Below are 23,240 nucleotides of genomic sequence, written 5' to 3'. Positions count from 1 at the left end.
TCGACCCCGGGCTGCGGCGCCTCCACCGCTTCCGTGCGGGTGGCCTCGATGATCTCCATATGGACGTCCGCCGCCCGGGCGAGCATGCGCAGATGCCGGGCCGCCCGCTCCTCCTGAAGAGCGGGCGTGGCCTCCGGTGCCTGATCGGTCTGCGTCGCGTCCATGGAACATATCATGAACGAGCGCAGCCGATAATACTACTGCGATCGTGATCCCGGCCTGCAGGCCGGATCCGGGCGCCCGGTCCGGCAATAGCATCATCCGGCTTCAGCCCGCCAGCCGCAGCCGGAAGCGGAACTGCAGCGTGCCCTCGCACCACATCGGGAAGTTGGTGCCCCATTTGTTGTTGTGCAGGTTGATCCGCACGCCGCCGGAGACATCCGGCAGGCCGGGGGCGAAGGGCATGAACGGCGACGCCGCCGGGGCCGCCAGCGGCGCGTCGGGCGAGCGGAGGTCGAGGACGCCGCCACCCGCCAGCCGGCCGCGGATGCCGGACACGGCCTGCAGCTGCCCGCCGCCCTTCGGCGTGATGCGGTCGGCCGGCTGCCACAGCCCCATCTTGCGGAAGTCCCAGCCCTCGACCCCGGCCGGGGTGAAGCCGAGGAAGCTCGCCTCCGGCATCCGGTTCGCCGGCTTGTCGCGCAACACGAGGACGAGGTCGAGACTGCCCTCGTTCCCGGCCCCCGCCGCCGCGATCCGAAGCTCCACCCGCCGCGGCGCGCCGAACACCGCATGCGCCTCCTCGGGCAGGTCCAGCAGCAGCGTCGCCCCGGACCCGCCGGGCCCGTCCTGCGCCAGCCCGGCCAGGCGCGGCCGCCAAGCGGCGGAGCGCGCGGTCCGCGCCCGGTCCAGCCCCGGCTTGCCGTGGTCGAGCAGCGCCCATTCGAGCCGCTGGGTCAGGTAGCCCTGCATATGCGCGGCGACATCCGCCGCGTCGTAGCTCTCATAGCCATAGGCGATCAGGCTGCCGCCGATCCCCTGCAGCGTCCGGTCGTCCGGCGCGGTCAGCGCGCCCACGGCCCCGGTCGTCCCGTCGATGGTCAGACGCCAGTCTCCGGCCCGCACCTCGACGGCTCCGGCCGCCGGCGCGTCCGCCTCGACGGGAGCGCCCGGCCGCAGCTCGGCCAAAGCCTGCTCCGCGACCCGCCGATCGGCCGGCGACAGCGCCTCCACGGCCGCATCGAGATATCCCCGCTGCTCGGCCCAGGAGGTTTCGGCGAAGCGGAAGCGCGGATCCAGCCGCCGCGCCGCCTCGAACGCCGGCCGGTCCCAGGCATCCTCGTCGCGCAGGAAGGTCTTCACGTCGACGCCGCAAGTGTGCTCGGCGACCATGGCCAGGCGCCGGCCGAAGGCCAGGCGGCCATGGTCCAGCCCCTCCTCAGCGAAGCGGTCATAGACCCGCTGCAGCGCCAGGAAGCGGGCGGTCTTCTCCGGATCGCTGGCGCTGCCGTGGATCCAGCTGTCGCCGATCTCGCGGTCGACCACCGGGAAGCGCTCGCGCTCCGGCCAGACCGCGGCGGCGAAGTCGTCCAGCGTCGAGGCCCGGATCACGGCGCCCGGATTCGCCGCCCGCAGTTCGCGGTGGCATTCCACCGCCGCCGAGACGCCCTGCGGCCCGACATTGTCCGAGGTGTGGGCGAAGCTGAGCCCCTGATCCATGCCCTCGGGGAAGAAGGTGGCGCCGTAGCTGCTCTGATAGGCGACCAGCACCTCCTCCCCCGACGGCGCGCGCCAGCGGAACAGCGGCGGCACCTGCGGCAGGGTCGAGGCCGAGTTGACGCCGATGTGCAGGAAGCGGATGCCGGCCTCGGCCAGGATCGGCACGATACCCAGCGGATGGCCCGGCACGTCGGTCATCTTGGCGGCGACGGTCGTGGTGCCGAAGCGTCGGTCCAGCGCCTGCGCGTAGGACAGCCCGGCGCGGAACAGCGCCGGCGACATCAGCTCGGTGTGGGTGGTGAAGGGCAGGCCGTGCCAGCGGATCAGCCCGCGCTCGATCGCCCGTTCCAGCCGCCGCACCTTATCGCGCGGCTGGGTCTCGAGATGGTCCCAGATCAGCCAGGCGCCTGTGGTCCAGACGAACATGCGCTGCGCCGGATCCTCGGCGTGGAAATGCTCGCCGGTGTCGATCGCGCGCGGGATGAACACCTCGTGGTATTCCCGCCGCACCGTCTCGGCCAGCTGGGTGAAGCCGATGTCGAGATGCGTCTTGAAGACGAGGTGGATCGTCCGGCCGGTCATCGGGTGGTCCTTGGTGGGGTGCAGCAGCTCGTCCGGAAATGCGCTGGCGTGAGTCGATTGGTGTCGGTTTCGAGAACCGGAGCGCAGCGGACGTTAAGTCCGTGAGCACCGGAAGCGGAGAAACCGGCATCAAGCGGCCGCGCCAGTAGCATTTGCGGGCGGGCTCCTAGCCGACCGTGCTGCGGACGACCAGCTTGGTGCGGATCGTCTCGACCAGCGGCGGGGCGGCGCGGTTCTGCAGGCGCTGCAGGATCAGCCGCACCAGCGCGGCCACCCGCTCCTCGACATCGATCTTGATGGTCGTCAGGTCGTAGCTGCGCCAGGCGGCCTGGTCGATGTCGTCGAAGCCGACGACGCCGACATCGTCCGGCACCCGCCGGCCCAGGGCATGGCGCAGCGCGTCGAGCGCGCCGAAGGCGCTGACGTCGTTGGCGGCGAACACGGCCTGCGCGCCCGGCCCGCCGCGGAACAGCTCGATCGTCGCGTCGAAGCCGCGCTGATAGCTGAAATCGCCCTCCACCACCGCGGCCGGCGGCAGGCCGCGGACCGCCAGCACCTGCTGCAGCGTGCGCAGACGCGCGGTGTTGGCCTGGGCCTTCGGGTTGCCAGCCAGATAGGCGAAGCGCCGCCGGCCGAAGCCGGTCAGCAGCGCCACCGCCTGCTCGATGCCGTCGCGCTGCAGCACGCGCAGGCAGTCGAAGCGGTGCATCGCCGATCCCGGCGGCGGCCCGGGGTCGGCCGACTCGTTCGGATAGTCGACATAGACGGGCACCGCCTGGTCGAAGGCGCGGTGCAACTGGTCGGGCGGCACGTTCTCGGTGAACACCACCACGCTGTCCGGGTTGTATGCCCGCATATAGGACAACAGCTTCGGGTCCAGGCTGCGGTCCACCTGCGTCTTGAACAGCAGGGTGGCGAAGCCGCGGTCCTGCAGCGCCGTGGTCAGCGCATCGATCTCCAGGCTTTCCCAGGGGCTGCAGACATGCGGCACGATCACCCCGACCAGATGCGACCGCTGCGTCGCCAGCGCCCGGCCCGCCATGTTCGGGACGTAGTTCATCTCCTCGGCGATGCGCAGCACCAGCTCGCGCTTGTCGGCCCTGAGCGGCGCCTTGGGGTTGAACGCCCGCGAGACCGCGGCGCGCGACACCTTCGCCCGGTCCGCCACGATCTCGGCGATGGATTGTCCCTTCCGGCTTCCGTCCGCGCTGCCCACCACCGCCTCGACTGAAATCGCTTTCATCCACACTGGGTGGGCGGCGCAGGGCTGTCAAGCGCAGTCACCGAGAATTTCGGCGAGATTGCTTGGATTTTAATGATCCCCGAGCGAACCGCGTCGCACGGGGCGATCGCGATTGACGAGGAATTGAAAGCGTGTTCACTTCTGGCTGAGCCGCATCCCGCCTGAAGGATGCGCCGCCATGGGAGGACACAGCGCATGACCGCACATCGCCTGGGGAGTCTCGCCGCCGGCCTGATCGCCACCCTGAGCTGGGGCGCACCGGCACACGCCGCCGACCTGTCGATCGTCTGCCGCTGCGTCGAGGGCGGCGTGAACACCGAGCTGGCGACCTGGATCAAGAGCTGGGTCATCCCGGAATTCGCCAAGACCCCCGCCGGCGCCGGCCACACCGTGACGCTGAAGAGCTTCGGCGGCACCGACGAACAGCTGACGCAGCAGCTGGCGCTCGACTTCTCCACCGGCGCCGGGGCCGACGTCTCCAGCTTCGACGGCTTCCTGATCCCCAGCTTCGTCGAGGGCGGCCTCTTGAAGCCGCTCGACGAGATCGCGGGGGCGGAGGTCAATGACTGGGAAGGGTGGTCGCACATCTCGCCCGGCGCCCAGGCGCTGATGTCCTATCAGGGCAAGCGCTATGGCCTGGCCGAGGGTACCGATGTCCGCGTCATCTTCTACCGCCGCGACGTCTTCGCGAAGGCCGGGCTGAAGGCCGATGGCTGGCAGCCGGCCAGCTGGGACGAGCTGCTGGCCGCCGCCCGCGCCCTGAAGAAGGCCGACCCGGACAGCTTCCCGCTGCAGATCAACGCCGGGGTCTCGATGGGCGAGGCCACCACCATGCAGGGCTATTACCCGCTGCTGCTCGGCGCCGGCGAGGCGCTGCAGGACAAGGACGGCAAATGGATCACCGGCAGCCCGGCGATCCTGGCGGCGCTGAAGCTGTACAAGACCATCTATGTCGACGAGAAGCTGGGCGACCAGCGCGCCCAGCTGCTGGCCGACGGGCGCAACCGCAGCTTCGCCAATTTCCGCGACGGCCGCACCGCCATGCTGGTCGAGGGCGACTGGTTCTACCGCTCCGTCACCGCGCCGGGCAGCGAATTCGCCGTCGCCGACCGGGACAGGACCATGGGCTGGGCCAAGATCCCGGCCGAGGCCGCGGGCCGCGGGCTGGACGGGCGCGACTTCGTCACCATCTCCGGCGGCACCGGCTTCGTGCTGAACCCGAACACGCAGAACCCGAAGGAGGCTTGGGCGCTGCTGGCCTTCATGAACGGCCGCGAGGCGCTGACCGCCTATCAGCGCTTCGAGGAGCGGATCCGCATCCGCGACGACGTGCCGGTGCCGAACTCCGCCTTCCTGCAGGACACCGCCAAGGCGCTGATGCCGATCACCACGGCCCGGCCGAACGACCCGAACTACGACAAGGTCTCGGCCGAGCTGCAGCGCATGACCGAGGCCGTGGTCTCCGGCAACGCCACGCCGGAGGAAGCGATGGCCCGCTACGGCGCCGCCGTGAAGAAGATCGTCGGCGAGGCCAACACCGTCAGCAAGGGCTGATAGTGAAGTTCGGCCACCCATTTCCCTCACTGTCATTGCCGGGCTTGACCCGGCAATCCAGAAGATGTCGACAGTCTCTGGATGCCCGGGTCAAGCCCGGGCATGACAGGAAAGAGGGGCGGCCCTGTCCGTGAACCGCCCCACCCTGCTCTCCGCCCGGACCGGGGCGGCCTTCATGGTGCCGGCCGGGGTGCTGGTGGGGCTGTTCGTCGTGGTGCCGTTCTTCTGGATCATCGCGGTCAGCTTCACCAACCGCACGCTCCTGGGCCGCACCGCGCTGCACCCGGACTTCGTCGGGCTGCAGAACTACACCTCGCTGTTCGACGGCGGCTCTTTCTTCGCACCCGGCGAGTTCGGCGCCTCGCTGATCCTGACGGTCCAGTTCGTGCTGTTCTCGGCGCTGATCGGCCAGGCCCTGCTGGGTCTGCTGCTGGCCTGGCTGCTGCAGAATATTCCACCGGCCCTGAAGGCCGCGGTGCAGGCGGCGGTGGTGGCGGCCTGGATCCTGCCGGAGGTGGTGATCGGCTTCGCCTGGTTCGCCTATCTCGACCGCGACGCCGGCACGCTGAACGGCATCCTCGGCACGCTCGGCCTGCCCCGGCCGGACTGGCTGCTGGAGATGCCGTTCCTGGCCATCGTCGTGTTCAACACCTGGCGCGGCACCGCCTTCTCGATGATGCTGTTCTCCTCGGCGCTGCAGTCCATCCCGCCGAGCTATTTCGAGACCGCGAACGTCGTCGGCGCCTCGTCCTGGCAGAAGCTGCGCGACATCGCCCTGCCGCTGATCCGCGGCCATGTCGTCACCGACCTGATCCTGGTGACGATGTGGACCTTCAACGTGTTCACGCCGTTCCTGCTGACCGGCGGCGGCCCGTCCTTCCGCACCGAGATCCTATCGATCTACACCTACCAGCTGGCCTTCAAGCATTTCGAGTTCGGCCGCGGCGCGGCGGTCGGCGTGGTCATCATGCTGATCAACCTGGCCTTCGCGCTGGTCTATCTGGGCGTGGCGCGGCGCCGCCGGGCCGCGGCGGAGCATTGAGATGCCGCTGCGCCCCCTCCTCCTCCGCATCCTGTTCGCCGGCCTGGCGGCGCTGATCGGCCTGGTCTTCGCCCTGCCGCTCCTGTGGTTCCTGCTGGCGCCGTTCAACGCCCGGGCCGAGCTGGGGCTGGCGGTGCCGGATCCGTTCACCCTCGGCAACTTCGCCAAGGCGTTCGAGAACGGCTTCGCCATGCGGGCGCTGCTGAACAGCCTGATCCAGAGCGTCGGCGGCGTCGCCCTGGTGACCGCGGCGGCGACGCTGGCCGCCTACGCCATGTCGCGCGCGCCGGTGCCGGGCAAGGGCGCCATCACCTATCTGCTGCTGCTGTTCTCCTCGGTCGTCTCCGGCTCCGCCGCCATGGTGCCGATCTTCCTGATCGTCAGCGCCATCGGCCTGGTCGACACCCATATCGCGGTGATCCTGGTCTTCGCCGGCGGCCTCTTGCCGACCGCGATGTTCATCCTGCGCGACTTCATCGACGGGCTGCCGCGGACCTACGAGGAATCGGCGCTGGTCGCCGGCGCCTCGCCGCTGCGCGCCTTCTTCGACGTCGCCCTGCCGGTGATCCGGCCCGGCGTCGTGGTCGCCGCCGTCTGGGCCTTCGTGCAGATCTGGGGCAGCTTCCTGATCCCCTTCGTCCTGCTGCGCAGCGAATCCCGCATGCCGGCGGCACTGGCGATCTACTCCTACTACTCCGAGGCCGGGACGCCGGTGGTCACCCTGCTCTCGGCCTATGCCGTGGTCTATTCGGCGCCGGTGGTGGCGCTCTATCTCTTCGTCAGCTGGAAGTTCGGCTTCCGGTTCTTCGGCGGCATCAAATCGTGAGCGAGATCGGATGGCTTCGGTAACGCTGGAGAAGGTGCAGAAGGCCTTCGGCGACCTGACCGTTGTGCGCGACATCGACCTCGATATCGGCGACGGCGACTTCGTCTGCCTGCTCGGCCCGTCCGGCTGCGGCAAGACCACGACGCTGCGCATGGTGGCGGGGCTGGAGCAGCCGACCGGCGGGCGAATCCTGATCGGCGGCGCGGACGTCACCCGCAAGCCGCCGAAGGACCGCAACGTCTCGATGGTGTTCCAGGACTATGCCCTGTACCCGCATATGTCGCTGGGGCAGAACATCGGCTATCCGCTGAAGGTCCGCGGCGCGCCGGTGGAGACGCGGCGCAGCCGGACCCGGGAGGTGGCGGACATCCTGCAGATCGGCCATCTGCTGGACCGGCTGCCGTCGCAGATCTCCGGCGGCCAGCAGCAGCGCGCTTCCCTGGCCCGGGCCCTGGTGCACCCGTCGCAGGTCTATCTGTTCGACGAGCCGCTCTCCAACCTCGACGCCAAGCTGCGACTGGAGGCGCGGGCCTTCCTGAACCATCTGCAGCGCGACATCGGCATGACCGCGGTCTACGTCACCCACGACCAGGCCGAGGCGATGGCGCTGGCCACCCGCGTGGCGGTGATGGAGGCCGGCGAGGTGGTACAATACGCGCCGCCGCTGGAGGTCTATCGCCGCCCGGCCACCACTTTCGTCGCCGGCTTCGTCGGCAACCCGCCGATGAACCTGGTGCCGGTGCAGGCCGCGCGGCGCGACGGCGCGGCGGTGCTGGCCGCCGAGGGGCTGCAGGCCCCGCCCCTGCCCCTGTGGGATGCCCTGGCCCGGGCGATCGATCGCGGGCCCAGGCTGACGCTCGGCATCCGGCCGGAGCATCTGCGCATCGCCCGCGAGGAGGCCGGCTGGCAGCTTTCCGGCGAGCTCTTCGCCAATGAGGGCATGGGGCCGGAAAGCCTGGTGACCGTGCTGCTGCCGGGCGACCGGCGGGTCACCGCCCGGATCTTCGGCGACGAGCCGCTGCGGCTCGACCGCACCGTCCGGCTCGGCTTCCGGGCCGACGACCTGGCCCTGTTCGACGCCGAGGGGCGGCGCATCTCGGGCCCGCGGGAGGAGGCGTGACCCCGGCCCGGACGCTGACCGTCCGGGTGGCGGCGACGGAAGGCCCCTACCGCCCGGTCCCGGTCGAGATCCCGCCCGGCACCACCCGGATCGACGTCGCCCTGGCCTATGCCAAGGCCGCCGACTGCATCATCGATCTGGGCCTGATGGACCCGCGCGCCCGCGCCTTCCCCAGCCCGGCCGGCTTCCGCGGCTGGAGCGGCGGCGCCCGTGACGCGGTCTTCGTCGCCGCCGACGACGCCACGCCGGGCTATGTGCCGGGGCCGATCCCGGCCGGGACCTGGACCATCCTGCTCGGCCTCTACCGCGTGCCGCCGGGCGGCGCCGAGGTGGCGCTGACCATCCGGCTCGACGACGCGCCGCGCCCCGACTGGTCGCCCGAGCCGGCGGCCGAGATCCGCCACCCGGCGCCCGGCTGGTATCGCGGCGATCTGCACTGCCACACCCATCACAGCGACGCCGAGGGCGGGCCCGAGCTGCTGCACGAGGCGGCGCGGCGGGCGGGGCTGCGCTTCCTGGCCGTGACCGACCACAACACCATCACCCAGCGCCGCTACTTCGCCACGCGCAGCACGCCGGAGCTCGTGTTCATCCGCGGCGAGGAGATCACCACGGCCGAAGGCCATGCCAACGTCTTCGGCGCCGAGGGCTGGATCGACTTCCGGATGACCGGCCCGGCCGATCCGCACCGCCTGGCGGAGGCGGTGCGAGGCGCCGGCGGCCTGCTGTCGATCAATCACGACAAGCCGCCGATCCCGTGGCGTCACACGCTGCCGGCGGTGGACTGCATGGAGGTCTGGCAGTCGCACTGGTTCGCCGGCAACTGGATCTCGCTGGCCCGCTACGACGACCGGCTGCGGGACGGCCGCCGCATCTCGCTGATCGGCGGCAGCGACTGGCACCAGCCGGCGAGCCCGGCGCCGCCCGGCCTGCCAGCCCCACCGGGGCCGCTCGGCCTCGGCCGGCCGACCACGGCGCTGTGGCTGCCGGAGCTGTCGGAGAGAGCCGTGCTGCGGGCGCTGCGCGCCGGCCGCGGCTATGTCACCGAGGGGCCGGACGGGCCGCACCTTGCCGTCACTGCCGGCGGCGTGCCGATGGGCGGCACCCGTCTCGGCGGCCCCGACTGGACCGTCGAGGCCGAGGTGCGCGGCGCGGCCGGCGACACGCTGGTCTGGGTCGATGCCGGCGGCACGGTCGCCGAGCAGGAGATCCCGGATGACGACTGGATCGGCCGGCTGACCCTGCCCTCGCCCGACCGCTTCCTGCGCGCCGAGATCGTCGCCGTGGCCAGCCGCCCGCGGCTCGAGGCCGAGTTCCTGCAGGCGCTGGACGGCCGCGGCCTGCCGGCCGGCGTGACCCGCGAGGACATCGCGGCCCAGCCGCTGCGGCGGGCCCTGAGCAACCCGGTCCATGTCGGCTGAGGCCATGGCCGACAGGCGCGGGTCGCTGTGATTGACATGAACGTACCGGTTAGTACATTTCTTGGGAGACCACACCGGCGCAGGCGAAGACTCATGAATCGTCCGAGAGGCCCCCAGCGTCCTTGCGGAAGCGAGCCGCCCGGACGGTTCGGCCCGGGGCCTTGCCCGTGACCCATATCCGTCCCGCCACCCTGCGCGTCGGCCTGATCGGCGCCGGCATCCAGGCATCGCGGACCCCGGCCATGCACATGCGAGAGGGGGCGGCACAGGGGCTGCGCTACGACTACGAGCTGATCGATCTCGAAGTGCTCGGCCGCGGCGTCGAGGCCCTGCCCGAGCTGGTCGAGACGGCGGAGCGGCGCGGCTTCGCCGGGCTCAACATCACCCATCCCTGCAAGCAGGCGGTAATCCCGCTGCTGCACGCGCTGTCCGACGACGCGCGGGCGCTGGGCGCCGTCAACACCGTCGTGTTCGAGGGCGGCCGCCGGACCGGCCACAACACCGACTGGTGGGGCTTCGCCGAGAGCGTCCGGCGCGGCCTGCCGGACGTGCGCAAGGACCGGGCGGTCCAGCTCGGCGCCGGCGGGGCGGGCGCCGCCGTGGCGCATGCGGCCCTGACCCTCGGGATCGGCGAGCTCGTCATCTTCGATGTCGACCAGGGCCGGGCCGAGGCCATGGCGGCCGGCCTGTCCGCCCGGTTCGGGGCCGGGCGCGCGGTGGCGGGCACCGACCTTCCGGCCGCCATGGACGCAGCGGACGGGCTGATCCACGCCACCCCGACCGGGATGGCGAAGCATCCCGGCCTGCCGCTGCCGGCCGGGCTGCTGGCGCCCCGGCACTGGGTGGCCGAGATCGTCTACTTCCCGCTGGAAACCGAGTTGCTGCGCGTCGCGCGCGCCCGCGGCTGCCGGACCCTCGACGGCGGCGGTATGGCGGTCTTCCAGGCGGTCGAGGCGTTCCGGCTGTTCACCGGCATCACGCCGGACGCCGACCGGATGACCCGGCACTTCGCCTCGCTCGGGCCGGGCTAGCGTCCCCTGCCGGCGCGACCGCCGCCTCCGCCCCGCCCTGCAGCAGGCGGATGACGGCGTCGCCGATCATCCGCCGGTGCTTCTCCCGCAGCCCCGGCTCCGACAGGTCGCGGCGGAAGATGGCGCCGAAGGTGTGGCGGTTGGAGACGCGGAAGAAGCAAAAGGCGCTGATCAGCATGTGCAGGTCGACCGGGTCGATCCCGGCCCGGAACGCGCCCGCCTTCCGGCCACGCTCGAGGATCGCGGCGATGGTCTGGATGATGCCGAGGTTGGCGCTGCGGATCGAGGCGGTGTGCGGCAGATGCTCGGCCCGGTGGATGTTCTCGATGCTGACCAGGCGGATGAAGTCGGGATGCGCCTCGTCATAGTCGAAGGTGAACTCGACCAGCCGCCGCATCGCCTCCTCCGGCGGCAGGTCTTCCAGATGCAGCTCCGCCTCGGCGCCGCGGATGTCGGCATAGGCCTTCTCCAGCACCGCGTGGTACAGCCCCTCCTTGCCGCCGAAATAGTAGTAGATCATGCGCTTGGAGGTGCGGGTGCGCTCCGCGATCGCGTCGACGCGCGCCCCGCTCAGCCCATAGGTCGCGAACTCCTCGGTCGCGACCTCGAGAATATCCCCCTTGGTGCGCTCGGGGTCGTTCTTGCGGGCGGTCTTCCGCTCCGCCGCGTCCGACTTGGTCCTGCCCGCCATCTCCCGGCCCGTCCCCCGCACCGACGCCGCCGCCCGATCGGCGGACACGCGTCTACTTCTCCGAAACTCGCGGCCGCAAACAAGCGCTTTTCGGTCCGATCCTTGCCGGGCCGCGCCGGAGACTTGACTATACGTACCAGTTCGTACATTTCTGAGGAAGAAGAATTCAAGACCGGTGAAGCCTCGGCCGGCGGCCACCACAGGGAGAGCCCGATGCGTCCAGCCGTCGAAGCCTATTTCGCGCTGCTGAAGGTCCTGATCGCCCTGCTGCTGGCCGGGATGGTGGTGCTGGTCTTCGGCAACGTCGTGCTGCGCTACGCCTTCAACCAGGGGCTGACCGCGTCGGAGGAGCTGTCGCGGCTGTTCTTCGTCTGGCTGATCTTCCTCGGCGCGGTGGTCACCCTGCGCGAACGCGGTCATCTCGGCATCGACACGCTGCTGCGCCGCCTGCCCCGGCCGGCGGCCAAGGCCTGCCTGGCCCTGTCCGGCGCGCTGGGGCTGCTGGCGATCTGGCTGCTGCTGAAGGGCAGCGTCGAGCAGGCGGCGATCAACCTCGACGTCGCCTCGCCGGCCGTGGGCTTTCCGATGGCGCTGCTGTACGGCGCCGGCATCGCCTTCGCCGTGCCGGCCGCGCTGATCATCCTGGCCGACCTGGCCCGCCTGCTGCTCGGCCGGGCCGGGCCCGAGGAGCTGATCCTGGTCCGGGACTCCGAGGAGCTCGCCGGCCTCGACACCCCCTCTCCCGGGCCGCACCCGGCGCGGAAGGGCTGAGCCGTGGTCGTCGCCGTCTTCCTGTCGTCGCTGCTGGGCACCATGGCGATCGGCATGCCGATCGCCTTCGCCCTGATCCTCAGCGGCGTCGCGCTGATGATCCATCTCGGCCTGTTCGATTCCCAGATCGTCGCCCAGAACGTGATCAACGGCGCCGACAGCTTCCCGCTGATGGCCGTGCCCTTCTTCCTCCTGGCCGGCGAGGTGATGAATGCCGGCGGCCTGTCGCGCCGCATCGTCGATCTCGCCACGGCGCTGGTCGGCCATATCCGTGGCGGGCTCGGCTTCGTCGTCATCCTCGCCGCCTGCCTGATCGCCAGCCTGTCCGGCTCGGCCGTGGCCGACGCCGCGGCGCTCGGCGCCCTCCTGATGCCGATGATGCTGAAGTCGGGCCACGGCGCCGGCCGGTCGGGCGGGCTGATCGCCTCGGCCGCGATCATCGGGCCGATCATCCCGCCCAGCATCGGCTTCGTGCTGTTCGGCGTGATCGGCGGCGTCTCGATCACCAAGCTGTTCCTGGCCGGCATCGCCCCCGGCCTGATGATCGCCCTTGCCCTCTGCCTCGCCTGGCTGCTGGTGGTCCGGACCGAGCGGATCGACCTGCCGCCGCGCCGCAGCGGGCGCGAGCGCCTGCACGCCTTCGGCGACAGCCTGTGGGCGCTGTTCCTGCCGGTGATCATCGTCGTCGGGCTGAAATTCGGCGTGTTCACCCCGACCGAGGCCGGCGTCGTCGCCGCGGTCTATTCCCTGTTCGTGGCCATGGTGGTCTATCGCGAGCTCGGCCCCGCGCAGCTGTTCGACGTGTTCATCTCGGCCGCCAAGACCACCAGCGCGGTGATGTTCCTGGTGGCCGCCGCCGGCGTCTCCGCCTGGCTGATCACCATCGCCGACCTGCCGGGCCAGCTGGCCGCCATGCTGGACCCGTTCATGGACAGCCCGATGCTGCTGATGGCGATGATCATGCTCCTGGTCGTCGCCGTCGGCACCGCCATGGACATGACCCCGACCATCCTGATCCTGACGCCGGTGCTGATGCCGGTGATCAGGCAGGCGGGCATCGACCCGGTCTATTTCGGCGTGCTGTTCATCATCAACAACGCGATCGGCCTGATCACCCCGCCGGTCGGCACCGTGCTGAACGTCGTCTGCGGCGTGTCGAAGCTGACCATGGAGGACCTGATGAAGGGCGTCTGGCCCTTCCTCCTGGCCGAGCTCGCCGTGCTGGCCCTGCTGATTCTGTTCCCGGAGCTGGTGACGGTTCCGGCCAAATGGCTGGCCCGATGACCGGGCCGGCCGACGCCAACGAGATCGAACAATCCTTGGGAGGATCACCATGTCCAGGACCCCGACCGGCCTGATCGCCGCGCTGTCGGCCGCGCTGCTGCTGGCCCCGGCGGCGCGGGCCGAGATCCGCGAGCAGCACATCAAGTTCGCGGCGGCGAACAGCAAGGGCCATCCCCAGGTCACCGGCATGGAGAAATTCGCCGCGATCGTCGCCGAGAAGAGCGGCGGCAAGATCACGGTGCAGCTGTTCCCCGGCGGCACGCTGGGCGGCGACGTCCAGGTCCTGTCGGCGCTGCAGGGCGGCATCGTCGAGATGACGGTGATGAACGCCGGCATCCTGTCCGGCAACGCCCCGGCCTTCGGCGCGGTCGACCTGCCCTTCCTGTTCGACACGCCGCAGGAGGCCGATGCGGTGATGGACGGCCCGTTCGGTGCCCATCTGCTGGAGCTGCTGCCGGCAAAGGGGCTGGTCGGCCTGGCCTATTGGGAGCTGGGGTTCCGCAACCTGACCAACAACCGGCATCCGGTGGCCAAGGTCGAGGACATCAAGGGGCTGAAGATCCGCACCATCCAGTCGCCGATCCCGATCGCGCTGTTCAACGCGCTCGGCGCCAACGCCGTGCCGATGCCCTATCCCGAGCTGTATGGCGCGCTGGAGACCGGCACCGTCGACGGCCAGGAGAACCCGTCGGCCAACATCCTGAACGCCAAGTTCTACGAGGTGCAGAAGTACCTGACCCTGACCCGCCATCAGTACAACCCGCAGATCGTCCTGGTCAGCAAGGCGTTCTGGGACAGGCTGAACGACGAGGAGCGGGCGGTGCTGCAGTCGGCCGCGACCGGGGCGCGGGACATTCAGCGCCAGGTGTCGCGCGAGGCGGACGCCAAGGCGCTGGACGAGATCCGCGCCAACGGCATGGAGGTGACCGAGCTCCCGCCCGAGGAGGTGGCGAAGCTGCGCGCCGCCACCGCGCCGGTGGTCGAGGAGTTCCGCCCCAAGATCGGCGAGGACACCGTGGCGCTGCTGCAGGCCGAGCTGGAGAAGCTGCGGAAGAAGTGAGCCGGGACGGGAGGTCCTTCCGATGAAGACGTCGATCACCACCGTGTCCCTGAGCGGCGACCTGCGCGACAAGCTGGAGGCGATCGCCGCCGCCGGCTTCGACGGCGTCGAGATCTTCGAGAACGACTTCCTGTCGTTCGACGCGGCGCCGCGCGAGGTCGGCCGGATGGTGCGCGACGCCGGCTTGGTCGTGACCACCTTCCAGCCCTTCCGCGACTTCGAAGGCATGCCGGAGCCGCAGCGCGCCCGGGTGTTCGACCGGGCCGAGCGGAAGTTCGACCTGATGGGCGAGTTGGGCGCCGACCTGCTGCTCGTCTGCTCCAACGTGTCGCCGGCCGCGCTGGGCGGCATCGACCGCGCCGCCGCGGATTTCCGCGAGCTGGGGGAACGGGCGGCGAAGCGCGGGCTGAAGGTCGGCTTCGAGGCGCTGGCCTGGGGCCGGCACGTCAACGACCACCGCGACGCGTGGGAGGTCGTGCGCCGCGCCGGCCATCCGAACATCGGGCTGATCCTGGACAGCTTCCACACGCTCGCGCGCGGCATCGACCCGGACAGCATCCGCGCCATCCCGGCCGACCGGATCTTCCTGGTGCAACTGGCCGACGCGCCGCGGCTGGAGATGGACCTGCTGTCCTGGAGCCGCCATTTCCGCAACCTGCCGGGCCAGGGCGACCTGCCGGTGACCGCCTTCATCGAGGCGGTGGCCGCGACCGGCTATGACGGCGTGTATTCGCTGGAGATCTTCAACGACCATTTCCGGGCCGGCCCGGCCCGGTCGGTCGCGATCGACGGGCGGCGGTCGCTGCTGCAGCTGGCCGACACGCTGGAGCGGCGCAAGCCCGCCGTCGAACGGGCCCGGCCGCTGCTGCCGGAGCGCGCCCGTTGCCTGGGCGTCGAGTTCGTGGAGTTCGCGGTCGACGAGGCCGGCGCGATCGAGCTGGAGGCGCTGTTCGCCGGCCTCGGCTTCGCCCGGCGCGGCCGGCACCGGTCGAAGGACGTGACCCTGTGGTCGCAGGGCGGGATCGCCCTTCTCGTCAACCGCGAGAAGGAGGGCTACGCCCATGCCGCCTACATCATGCACGGCCCGGCCGCCTGCGCGATATGCCTCAAGGTCGACGACGCCCGGGCAGCGACGGCGCGGGCCGGCGCCCTGCTGGCGACGGGGTTCCGCCAGGAGGTCGGGCCGGGCGAGCTGGAGATCCCGGCGATCCGCGGCGTCGGCGGCAGCCTGATCTACCTGGTCGATCCCGGCAGCGAGCTGGCGCGATGGCGCGAGATCGATTTCGTCCCGGTCGATGACGGCGCGGCGCCGGAGGCCGGGCTGGCGCGGATCGACCATCTGTCGCAGTCGATGCAGTATGACGAGATGCTGTCCTGGCTGCTGTTCTACGGCTCGATCTTCGACCTGGAGAAGACGCCGGAGCTGGAGATCCCGGATCCCGCCGGGCTGGTGCGCAGCCAGGTGGTGCAGAACGCCGAGGGCACGCTGCGCATCGTGCTGAACGCCTCGCAGAGCCAGCGCACCCTGTCGGCGCGCTTCCGGTCCGAGTTCTTCGGTTCCGGCATCCAGCACATCGCGCTGGAGACGGACGACATCTTCGCCGCCGCGGCGCGGATGCGGCAGGACGGCGTGAGGTTCCTGCCGATCCCGGCCAACTACCACGACGACATCGAGGCCCGCTTCGGGCTGGAGCCCGAGCTGGTCGACCGGCTGCGCGAGGCCGGGATCCTCTACGACCGCGACGGCGGCGGCGAGTTCTTCCAGCTCTATACCACCAGCTTCGCCGACCGATTCTTCTTCGAGATCGTGCAGCGCCGCGGCTATGCCGGCTTCGGCGCCGCCAACGCCCCGATCCGCCTGGCGGCCCAGACCCGCCTGGCGCCGGACGTCACCATGCCGCGGCGGTAAGGCCCATCGCTCCCGAGCGGCCGTGATCCCTTTCGAAGGGTTGACGGCCCCATCGATCCGCGCCACGATGAAATTCTGTTCAGCCGGTGTAAAAAATTACACACCCGGAGCAACGGAGCCGGATCGACGGGATGGACGAGCAGGTCAGCCTGGCCACGCGCGCCGCGTGGCTGTCCTATGTGCGCCGCCTGACCCAGGGCGAGATCGCCGACCGCCTGGGCGTGTCGCGGGTCAAGGCGCACCGGCTGATCTCGCTGGCCGAGGAGCTGGGCCTGGTCAGCGTCCACATCGCCGGCCGCCCGGCCGAATGCCTGAAGCTGGAGGACGGGCTGATCGACCGCTACGGCCTGGGCTTCTGCCGCGTGGTGCCCTCGACCGACGACGAGGACCAGCCGTTCGAGGCGCTGGGGGCCGAGGGCGCCGCCTATCTTTCACGCTACCTGGAGACGGCCGGCGACAAAGTGATCGGCGTCAGCCACGGCCGCACTTTGGCCGCGCTGGTCAACCGGCTGCCGCGGATCGCCGTGCCGGACGCCAAGTTCGTATCGCTCTTGGGCAGCCTGACCCGCAAATCCTCCGCCAATCCGTTCGACGTGGTGCAGCGCCTGGCCGACAAGACCGGCGGCGAGGGCTATTTCATGCCGGTGCCGATGGCCGCCGACAGCCTCGGCGACAAGGCGGTGATGCTGTCGCAGAAGAGCGTCCAGGCGGTGCTGGCCCTGGCCCACCGGGCGACGTTGTGCCTGGTCGGCATCGGCGAGCTGGGGCCGCAGGCGCATATGCTGCAGACCGGCGTGCTGACCCGCGAGGAATACGACGACCTGCGGGCCAAGGGCGCGGTCGGCGACCTAGTCGGCCAATTCCTCGACGCCGAGGGCCGCCGCGTCGCCTCCGAGGTCAACGACCGGGCGCTGAGCGTCGGGCTCGACGACCTGAAGGGCCGCCGCGTCGTCGCCATCGCCGGCGGCGCCATCAAGGCCGAGGCCATCACCGCGGCGCTGACGAGCGGCATGGTGACCGACCTGATCATCGACGAATCCGCGGCCGTGGCCATGGCCGCGCGCCGGGGTGCCCGGCCGCCGCCGCGGCGGCAGCGTGAGACCAGCTGACAACGACAAACTCCTGGGAGGACACCGATGAAGCGCACGACCGATCTGTTCGACCGCCATGTCGCAGGCCAGATGTCACGGCGGGAGCTGATGACCGGGGCCGTGAAGCTGGGCCTCGGCGCCGCCGCGGCCGGCTTCCTGCTGAACCAGGCGGGCACCCGCGCCCCGGCCGCCCACGGCCCCGATTTCAAGAAGTTCTCCGGCAAGAAGATCAGCCTGCTGCTGAACAAGCATCCCTACACGGATGCGATGATCGCCAACCTCGACAACTTCAAGGCGCTGACCGGCCTGGACGTCAGCTACGACGTGTTCCCGGAGGACGTCTATTTCGACAAGGTGACCGCCACCCTGTCGAGCAAGTCGCCGCAATACGACGTGTTCATGACCGGCGCCTACCAGACCTGGCAGTACGGCCCGGCCGGCTGGCTGGCCGACATGAACGAGTACATCAGGAACCCGGAGCTGACGGCGGCCGCCTACAATTGGGACGACGTGCTGCCGGGCCTGCGGTCCTCCACCGCCTGGTCGGGCGTGCCGGGCCAGCCGCTGGGCGGCGACGGCGCCAAGCAATGGGCCGTGCCCTGGGGCTTCGAGCTGAACAGCGTCGCCTACAACAAGCGGATCTTCGACGCCGCCGGCATGAAGCCGCCGAAGGACCTGCCGGAGATGGTCGATCAGGCCGGCAAGCTGAGCGCGCTGAACCAGGGCTTCTACGGCGTCGGCGTGCGCGGCAGCCGCAGCTGGGCGACGATCCATCCGGGCTATCTGTCCGGCCTGACCAACTATGGCGGCAAGGACTTCGAGGTCACCGACGGCAAGCTGAAGGCGGCGATGAACAGCGCCGAGGCCAAGGAGTTCACCAGGCTCTGGATCGAGATGATCCAGAAGGGCGGGCCGAAGAACTGGACCACCTACACCTGGTACGAGGTCGGCAACGACCTGGGCGCCGGCGCGTCGGCCATGATCTTCGACGCCGACATCCTGGGCTACTTCCAGAACAAGGGCACCAAAGAGGCCGGCAACCTGGCCTACCACGCGTTCAGCGCCAAGCCCGGCGCCGCGGCGCCGACGCCCAATGTCTGGATCTGGTCGCTGGCGATGAGCGCCTTCTCGCAGCAGCCCGAGGCCGGCTGGACCTTCGTGCAATGGGCCAGCGGCACCGAGCACACCACCTTCGGCGCCACCAAGGCCGACCTGGTCAACCCGGTGCGCCAGTCGGTCTGGGACAATGCCGACTTCCACAAGCGGCTGGAGAGCTATCCGGGCTATCTCGACCAATACAAGGCCTCGGCCGCCGGGTCGAAGATCTACTTCACGCCGCAGCCGCTGTTCTTCAACCTGACCACGGAATGGGCGGCGAGCCTGCAGAAGATGTACGCCAAGGAGATCCCGGTCGACGAGGGGCTGGACCAGCTGGCCGAGTTCATCGACCAGCAGCTGCAGGACGCCGGACTGGCCGACTGACGCCGTCCCGCGCGGACCGGCCCTCGCCCCGCCGGCCCGCGCGGCAGCCCGCCCCCGCCGTCTCTCTCCCCCCGGCGGGGGCGGGGCCTCAGCGACCGTCTTCCGAGAGGACCTCTGACCCGTGGCCACCATCACCGCCGACACCGCCCCCCGAACGCGCCGCCGCGCCGGCCCCGGCCTGCTGCCCTATCTGCTGAGCCTGCCGGCGCTGCTGGTCACCATCGGGATCCTGATCCCCTTCGCCACCGCGGTGGTCTACTCGCTGCAGCGCTACAACCTGGCCTTCCCGTCCGCGCGGCGGATGGTGTGGCTGGACAACTTCGTGGCCCTGTTCTCGGACGGGCGGTTCTGGGGCACGATCCAGGTGTCGCTGACCTACACCGTGCTGACCGTCGGCGTGCAGCTGCTGCTGGGCCTCGGCATCGCCCTGCTGCTGGTTCGGCGGACGCTGGTCAACGACCTGATGAGCGTGCTGCTGATCCTGCCGCTGATGGTGGCGCCGGCGATCGCCAGCCTGATGTGGAAGCTGATGACCAACCCGAATTTCGGGATCCTCAGCTATGTCGTGAACAGCCTGGGCTTCACCGATTTCCGCTGGGCGTCGGACCCGGCCTCGGCGATGTTCACCGTGGTGCTGGTCGACACCTGGGTCTACACGCCCTTCATCGCCATCCTGCTGCTGGCGGGCCTGCGCGCCCTGCCCCGCCAGCCCTTCGAGGCGGCGGAGCTGGACGGCGTGCCGCGCAGCTTCGTGTTCTTCCGCATCACTTTGCCGATGCTGCTGCCCTACATCCTGACGGCCAGCCTGTTCCGGATGCTGGACAGCATCCAGCAGTTCGACATCGTCTACGCCATGACCCAGGGCGGCCCGGGCGACCGGCTGATGCTGTTCCAGGTGCGGGCCTATCTCGAGGCCTTCACCTTCACCAATATCGGCCGGTCTGCCGCGATCCTGATGGTGCTGTGGGCGATCACCTTCGCGCTCAGCAACGTCTTCATCAAGCAGTGGCTCCGCCTGCGCGCTCGCGCGCATGGCCGGGCGTGACGGGAGGCGAGCCATGAATCATGCAAGCGGGATCGGCGGCCGGATCCTCCGCGGCGTGCTGCTGGCCCTGGTGGCGCTGTTCTTCCTGTTCCCGCTGGTCTGGGTGGCGCTGATGTCGTTCATGACCAACGCCGACATCCTGCGCAGCCCGCCCAGCGTCATCTTCACCCCGACCCTGGAGAACTACGCCGCCCTCATCGCCGGCGAGCTGTCGACCAATGTCGGCGCGCTGAAGATCGACTACATGCAGAACCTGCTGAACAGCCTGATCCTCAGCGCCTGCTCGGTGCTGCTGTCGCTGCTGCTCGGCGTGCCGGCGGCCTATGCCTTCGCCCGGTTCAAGTTCCGGCTGGGCGAAAACATGGCCTTCACCATGCTGTCCTTCCGCTTCGCCCCGCCGCTGCTGGTGCTGCTGCCGCTGCAGCTGTACTTCCAGGACCTCGGGCTCAGCGACACCTATATCGGGCTGATCTGGGTGTACCAGCTGATCACCTTGCCGCTGATCCTGTGGATCGTGCGCGGCTATTTCGAGGACATCAGCGAGGACATCGAGAACGCCTATCGCCTGGACGGCCATTCCTGGCTGCGCACCTTCCTGAAGATCGCGGTGCCGCTGGCCCGGCCCGGCATCGCCGCCGCCGCCCTGCTCGCCTTCATCTTCGCCTGGAACAACTTCATCTTCGCGCTGATCCTGGGGTCCAGCTCGATCCAGCCGGTGACGGTCGGGGCGCTGGCCTTCATCACCGCGTCCGGCATCAATTACGGCCAGATCGCCGCCGCGCTAGTGCTGTCGATCCTGCCGACCCTGGCCCTCGCCCTCTATGCCCAGCGCTACCTGGTCGAGGGGCTCAGCCTCGGCGCCGTGAAGGGGTGACGACCATGGCCTTCCTCGACATCGCCGGCATCGGCAAGAGCTTCGGCAAGGCGCAGATCCTCGACGGCCTCGACCTCGCGGTCGAGAAGGGCGAGTTCGTGGTGGTGTTCGGCCCGTCCGGCGCCGGCAAGACCGTGCTGCTGCGCCTGATCGCCGGCATCCTGCAGCCGGAGGCCGGCGACATCCGGATCGGCGGGACCTCGATCCTCGGCCAGGGGCCGGAGCAGCGGGACGTCGGCATGGCGTTCCAGAACTTCGCCCTGTACCCGCACCTGCCGGCCTTCGAGAACATCGCCAGCCCGCTCAGGGCCCGGCGGACCGGCGAGACCGAGATCCGGAAGCGGGTCAAGGAGGTGGCGGAGCTGCTGCGCATCGGCCATGTGCTGGACCACCTGCCGAAGCAGCTGTCGAACGGGCAGAAGCAGCGCACCGCCCTGGCCCGCAGCCTGGTGTGCTCGCCCTCGGTGCTGCTGCTCGACGACCCGCTGCGCAATGTCGACGCCAAGATCCGCTACGAGATGCGGCAGGAGCTGCCGCGCCTGCTGCGCGCCGTCGGCGCCACCGTCCTCTACGTCACGCAGGACTACAAGGAGGCGATGGCGCTGGGCGACCGGGTCGGCGTGCTGCTGGACGGCCGCTTCCGCCAGGCCGACACCCCCGCCGGCATCTACGGCAAGCCGCAGGACACGCGCATCGCCCGGCTGTTCGGCGCCCCGCCGATCAACCTGATCGAGACCGCGGCGCAGGACGGCCGGATCAGCATCGCCGGCACCGCCTTCCCGGCGCCGGCCGCGGTGCCCGCCGGCAAGCCCTGCCTGGTCGGGCTGCGGCCGGAGGATGTCGAGGTGCGGTTCGAGCCGGCGGAGGACGCGGTGCCGGTGGACCTGGAGGCGGTGACGCCGCTGAATGTCCGCACCGTGATGCTGCTGCGCGCCGCCGACGGCACCGAGATCCTGGCCAGCCGGCCGGAGGATCAGGGCGCCGATCTCGGCCGCGGCCGGCGCCGCGCCTGGGCCCGGCCGGACCTGGCCCGCGCGCTGTGCTTCGACCGCGAGACCGGCGCCCGCCTGCCGGCCGCGACGGCCTGAGGAGTTCCGATGGCAACCCTGACTCTCGACGCCGTCTCCAAGATCTACGGGCCGCGGCTGGCCCATCCGATCCGCGCGGTCGATGCCGTGTCGCTGGCGCTGCGCGACGGCGAGCTGGTCGGCCTGCTCGGCTCCTCCGGCTGCGGCAAGACCTCGACCCTGCGCATGATCGCGGGGTTCGAGAGCGCGTCGGAAGGCACCATCCGGATCGGCGACCGCGTGGTCAACGACCTGCGCCCGGCGGAGCGCAACGTGGCCATGGCCTTCGAGGGCTACGCCCTCTACCCGCCGCTGACCGTGCGCGACAACATCGGCTTCAGCCTGCTGCGCGACCGCATCCCGAGGGCCGAGGTGCAACAGCGCGTGGCGCAGGTCGCGGCCCTCTTGGAGATCGGCGACATCCTGGACCGCTATCCGCAGGCGATCTCCGGCGGCCAGCAGCAGCGGGTCAGCCTGGCCCGCGCCCTGGTGCGGCGGGCGCCGCTGTCCCTGCTCGACGAGCCGATGTCGCAGCTGGAACCGCAGCTGCGTGCCGTGCTACGGGCGCGCATCAAGGACTATCTGATCGAGCACAGGATGACGACGGTCTTCGTGACCCATGACCAGACCGAGGCGCTGGCCCTGGCCGACCGCATCGCGGTGATGGAGGGCGGGCGGCTGCAGCAATTCGCCTCGCCCACCGAGCTGAAGCGGCGGCCGGCCAACCTGTTCGTCGCCGGCTTCATCGGCGAGCCGCCGATGAACCTGTTCCCCGCCCGGGTGGTGCGGGAGAACGGCAAGCTGGCGGTCGAGGTGCAGGGCGAGGACGGCGCGGCCGCCTTCCGCCTGCCGCATGCTGGCCCCGGCCTGGCCGAGGGCGGAAAGGTCCATCTCGGCATCCGCGGCCACGAGATCCGCGTCGGCGCCGCCCGTGCGGGCGAGACGCAGCTGCAGGGCACGGTGATCGCCAACCAGTGGCTGGGCGACCAGAGCCATATCGCGCTGGACGTGAACGGAGTCCGGCTGACCATCGTCACCGACCGGGCGCTGGCGGCCGCGGCCGACACCCGGCTGATGCTGGCCCTGCCGGAATCGGTGCTGCATCTGTTCGACGGCGACAGCGGGATGGCGATCGCCCATGGCGGCCGCCCGGCTGTCGCAGCGGCGGCATGAGCGGAAACATGAACTTCATCGGCAGACGCAGGGCTAAGCCAATTGCCTCTCCCGCTTGCGGGAGAGGTCGGGCTCGCGCAGCGAGACCGGGTGAGGGCGGCTCGGCCGCGACATCAGAATCAGCGTTTCAGAACCGGGAGGATCAGACGCTCGCTCGCGGCAAAGCAGCACTTCCGGTAAGGCCGCTATCCCCTCACCCGGACATCCTTCGGATGTCCGACCTCTCCCGCAAGCGGGAGAGGCAATCTGTTCGCACGCCCGCCGTCGGCGTTGCCGATCGATGTGTGAATATCGACTCGCTTGCAGGAGGGGCAA

The 23,240-nt window shown here is 70.2% G+C and carries 19 protein-coding genes; 16 read left to right on the top strand and 3 right to left on the bottom strand.

The features are described from left to right. Nucleotides 1-267: 267 nt before the first annotated feature. Together LG391_RS27525 and LG391_RS27520 are read right to left on the bottom strand one after the other, a co-directional pair. Complete coding sequence (locus LG391_RS27525) at nt 268-2,241, bottom strand: DUF5054 domain-containing protein (RefSeq protein WP_225771251.1); 1,974 nt, start codon at nt 2,239-2,241, stop codon at nt 268-270. Between the two features lie 166 nt (nt 2,242-2,407). Beyond that, the gene (locus LG391_RS27520; protein WP_225771250.1) at nt 2,408-3,484 is read right to left on the bottom strand and encodes a LacI family DNA-binding transcriptional regulator; all 1,077 of its coding nucleotides are present in this window, start codon (nt 3,482-3,484) and stop codon (nt 2,408-2,410) included. Between the two features lie 195 nt (nt 3,485-3,679). Here LG391_RS27520 and LG391_RS27515 point away from each other — a divergent pair, with 195 nt between their 5' ends. The 6 genes from LG391_RS27515 (at nt 3,680) to LG391_RS27490 (ending at nt 10,478) form a co-directional block, all read left to right on the top strand. After that, on the top strand, nt 3,680-5,038 hold the full coding sequence (locus LG391_RS27515) for an extracellular solute-binding protein (RefSeq protein ID WP_225771249.1): 1,359 nt from the start codon (nt 3,680-3,682) through the stop codon (nt 5,036-5,038). A gap of 130 nt (nt 5,039-5,168) precedes the next feature. Continuing rightward, nucleotides 5,169-6,080, top strand: coding sequence for a carbohydrate ABC transporter permease (locus LG391_RS27510; protein WP_225771248.1), 912 nt, complete (start codon nt 5,169-5,171; stop codon nt 6,078-6,080). A gap of 1 nt (nt 6,081) precedes the next feature. Further along, complete coding sequence (locus LG391_RS27505; RefSeq protein WP_225771247.1) at nt 6,082-6,906, top strand: carbohydrate ABC transporter permease; 825 nt, start codon at nt 6,082-6,084, stop codon at nt 6,904-6,906. Nucleotides 6,907-6,916: 10 nt separating this feature from the next. Further along, entirely contained in the window at nt 6,917-8,026 is a 1,110-nt protein-coding gene (locus tag LG391_RS27500) for an ABC transporter ATP-binding protein (RefSeq protein ID WP_225771246.1), read from the top strand. Next, a complete protein-coding gene (locus LG391_RS27495) occupies nt 8,023-9,447 on the top strand; it encodes a CehA/McbA family metallohydrolase (RefSeq protein ID WP_225771245.1) in 1,425 nt (474 codons plus the stop codon). Before LG391_RS27500 ends, LG391_RS27495 begins: the two co-directional genes overlap by 4 nt. A 167-nt stretch (nt 9,448-9,614) precedes the next feature. Continuing rightward, nucleotides 9,615-10,478, top strand: coding sequence for a shikimate dehydrogenase (locus LG391_RS27490; RefSeq protein ID WP_225771244.1), 864 nt, complete (start codon nt 9,615-9,617; stop codon nt 10,476-10,478). On the opposite strand, the gene LG391_RS27485 is transcribed toward LG391_RS27490, so the two are convergent. Continuing rightward, complete coding sequence (locus LG391_RS27485; RefSeq protein WP_225771243.1) at nt 10,423-11,217, bottom strand: TetR family transcriptional regulator; 795 nt, start codon at nt 11,215-11,217, stop codon at nt 10,423-10,425. The genes LG391_RS27490 and LG391_RS27485 overlap by 56 nt on opposite strands. A 165-nt stretch (nt 11,218-11,382) precedes the next feature. Between LG391_RS27485 and LG391_RS27480 the strand changes: the two genes are divergently transcribed. The 10 genes from LG391_RS27480 (at nt 11,383) to LG391_RS27435 (ending at nt 22,925) form a co-directional block, all read left to right on the top strand. Continuing rightward, nucleotides 11,383-11,940, top strand: coding sequence for a TRAP transporter small permease (locus LG391_RS27480; RefSeq protein ID WP_225771242.1), 558 nt, complete (start codon nt 11,383-11,385; stop codon nt 11,938-11,940). 3 nt (nt 11,941-11,943) lie between these two features. Further along, nucleotides 11,944-13,224 (top strand): TRAP transporter large permease subunit, encoded by a 1,281-nt coding sequence (locus LG391_RS27475; protein ID WP_225771241.1) that lies wholly within the window; start codon nt 11,944-11,946, stop codon nt 13,222-13,224. 49 nt (nt 13,225-13,273) lie between these two features. Continuing rightward, nucleotides 13,274-14,284, top strand: coding sequence for a TRAP transporter substrate-binding protein (locus tag LG391_RS27470; RefSeq protein ID WP_225771240.1), 1,011 nt, complete (start codon nt 13,274-13,276; stop codon nt 14,282-14,284). Between the two features lie 22 nt (nt 14,285-14,306). Continuing rightward, entirely contained in the window at nt 14,307-16,193 is a 1,887-nt protein-coding gene (locus tag LG391_RS27465; protein WP_225771239.1) for a bifunctional sugar phosphate isomerase/epimerase/4-hydroxyphenylpyruvate dioxygenase family protein, read from the top strand. A 131-nt stretch (nt 16,194-16,324) separates the two neighbouring features. Continuing rightward, entirely contained in the window at nt 16,325-17,302 is a 978-nt protein-coding gene (locus LG391_RS27460; RefSeq protein WP_225771238.1) for a sugar-binding transcriptional regulator, read from the top strand. A 27-nt stretch (nt 17,303-17,329) separates the two neighbouring features. After that, entirely contained in the window at nt 17,330-18,766 is a 1,437-nt protein-coding gene (locus tag LG391_RS27455; protein WP_225771237.1) for an extracellular solute-binding protein, read from the top strand. Between the two features lie 121 nt (nt 18,767-18,887). Then, entirely contained in the window at nt 18,888-19,811 is a 924-nt protein-coding gene (locus LG391_RS27450; protein ID WP_225771236.1) for a carbohydrate ABC transporter permease, read from the top strand. Nucleotides 19,812-19,824: 13 nt separating this feature from the next. Next, complete coding sequence (locus LG391_RS27445) at nt 19,825-20,685, top strand: carbohydrate ABC transporter permease (protein ID WP_225771235.1); 861 nt, start codon at nt 19,825-19,827, stop codon at nt 20,683-20,685. Nucleotides 20,686-20,690: 5 nt separating this feature from the next. Then, nucleotides 20,691-21,773 (top strand): ABC transporter ATP-binding protein, encoded by a 1,083-nt coding sequence (locus LG391_RS27440; RefSeq protein ID WP_225771234.1) that lies wholly within the window; start codon nt 20,691-20,693, stop codon nt 21,771-21,773. A 9-nt stretch (nt 21,774-21,782) separates the two neighbouring features. Continuing rightward, on the top strand, nt 21,783-22,925 hold the full coding sequence (locus tag LG391_RS27435) for an ABC transporter ATP-binding protein (RefSeq protein WP_225771233.1): 1,143 nt from the start codon (nt 21,783-21,785) through the stop codon (nt 22,923-22,925). The last annotated feature ends 315 nt before the right edge of the window (nt 22,926-23,240 follow it).

Origin of the sequence: Inquilinus sp. Marseille-Q2685 (assembly GCF_916619195.1) — a bacterium.
Taxonomy (GTDB): Bacteria; Pseudomonadota; Alphaproteobacteria; order DSM-16000; family Inquilinaceae; genus Inquilinus.
The sequence above is the reverse complement of the archived record's forward strand: the minus strand, read 5'-3'. Positions and strand labels throughout refer to the sequence as shown.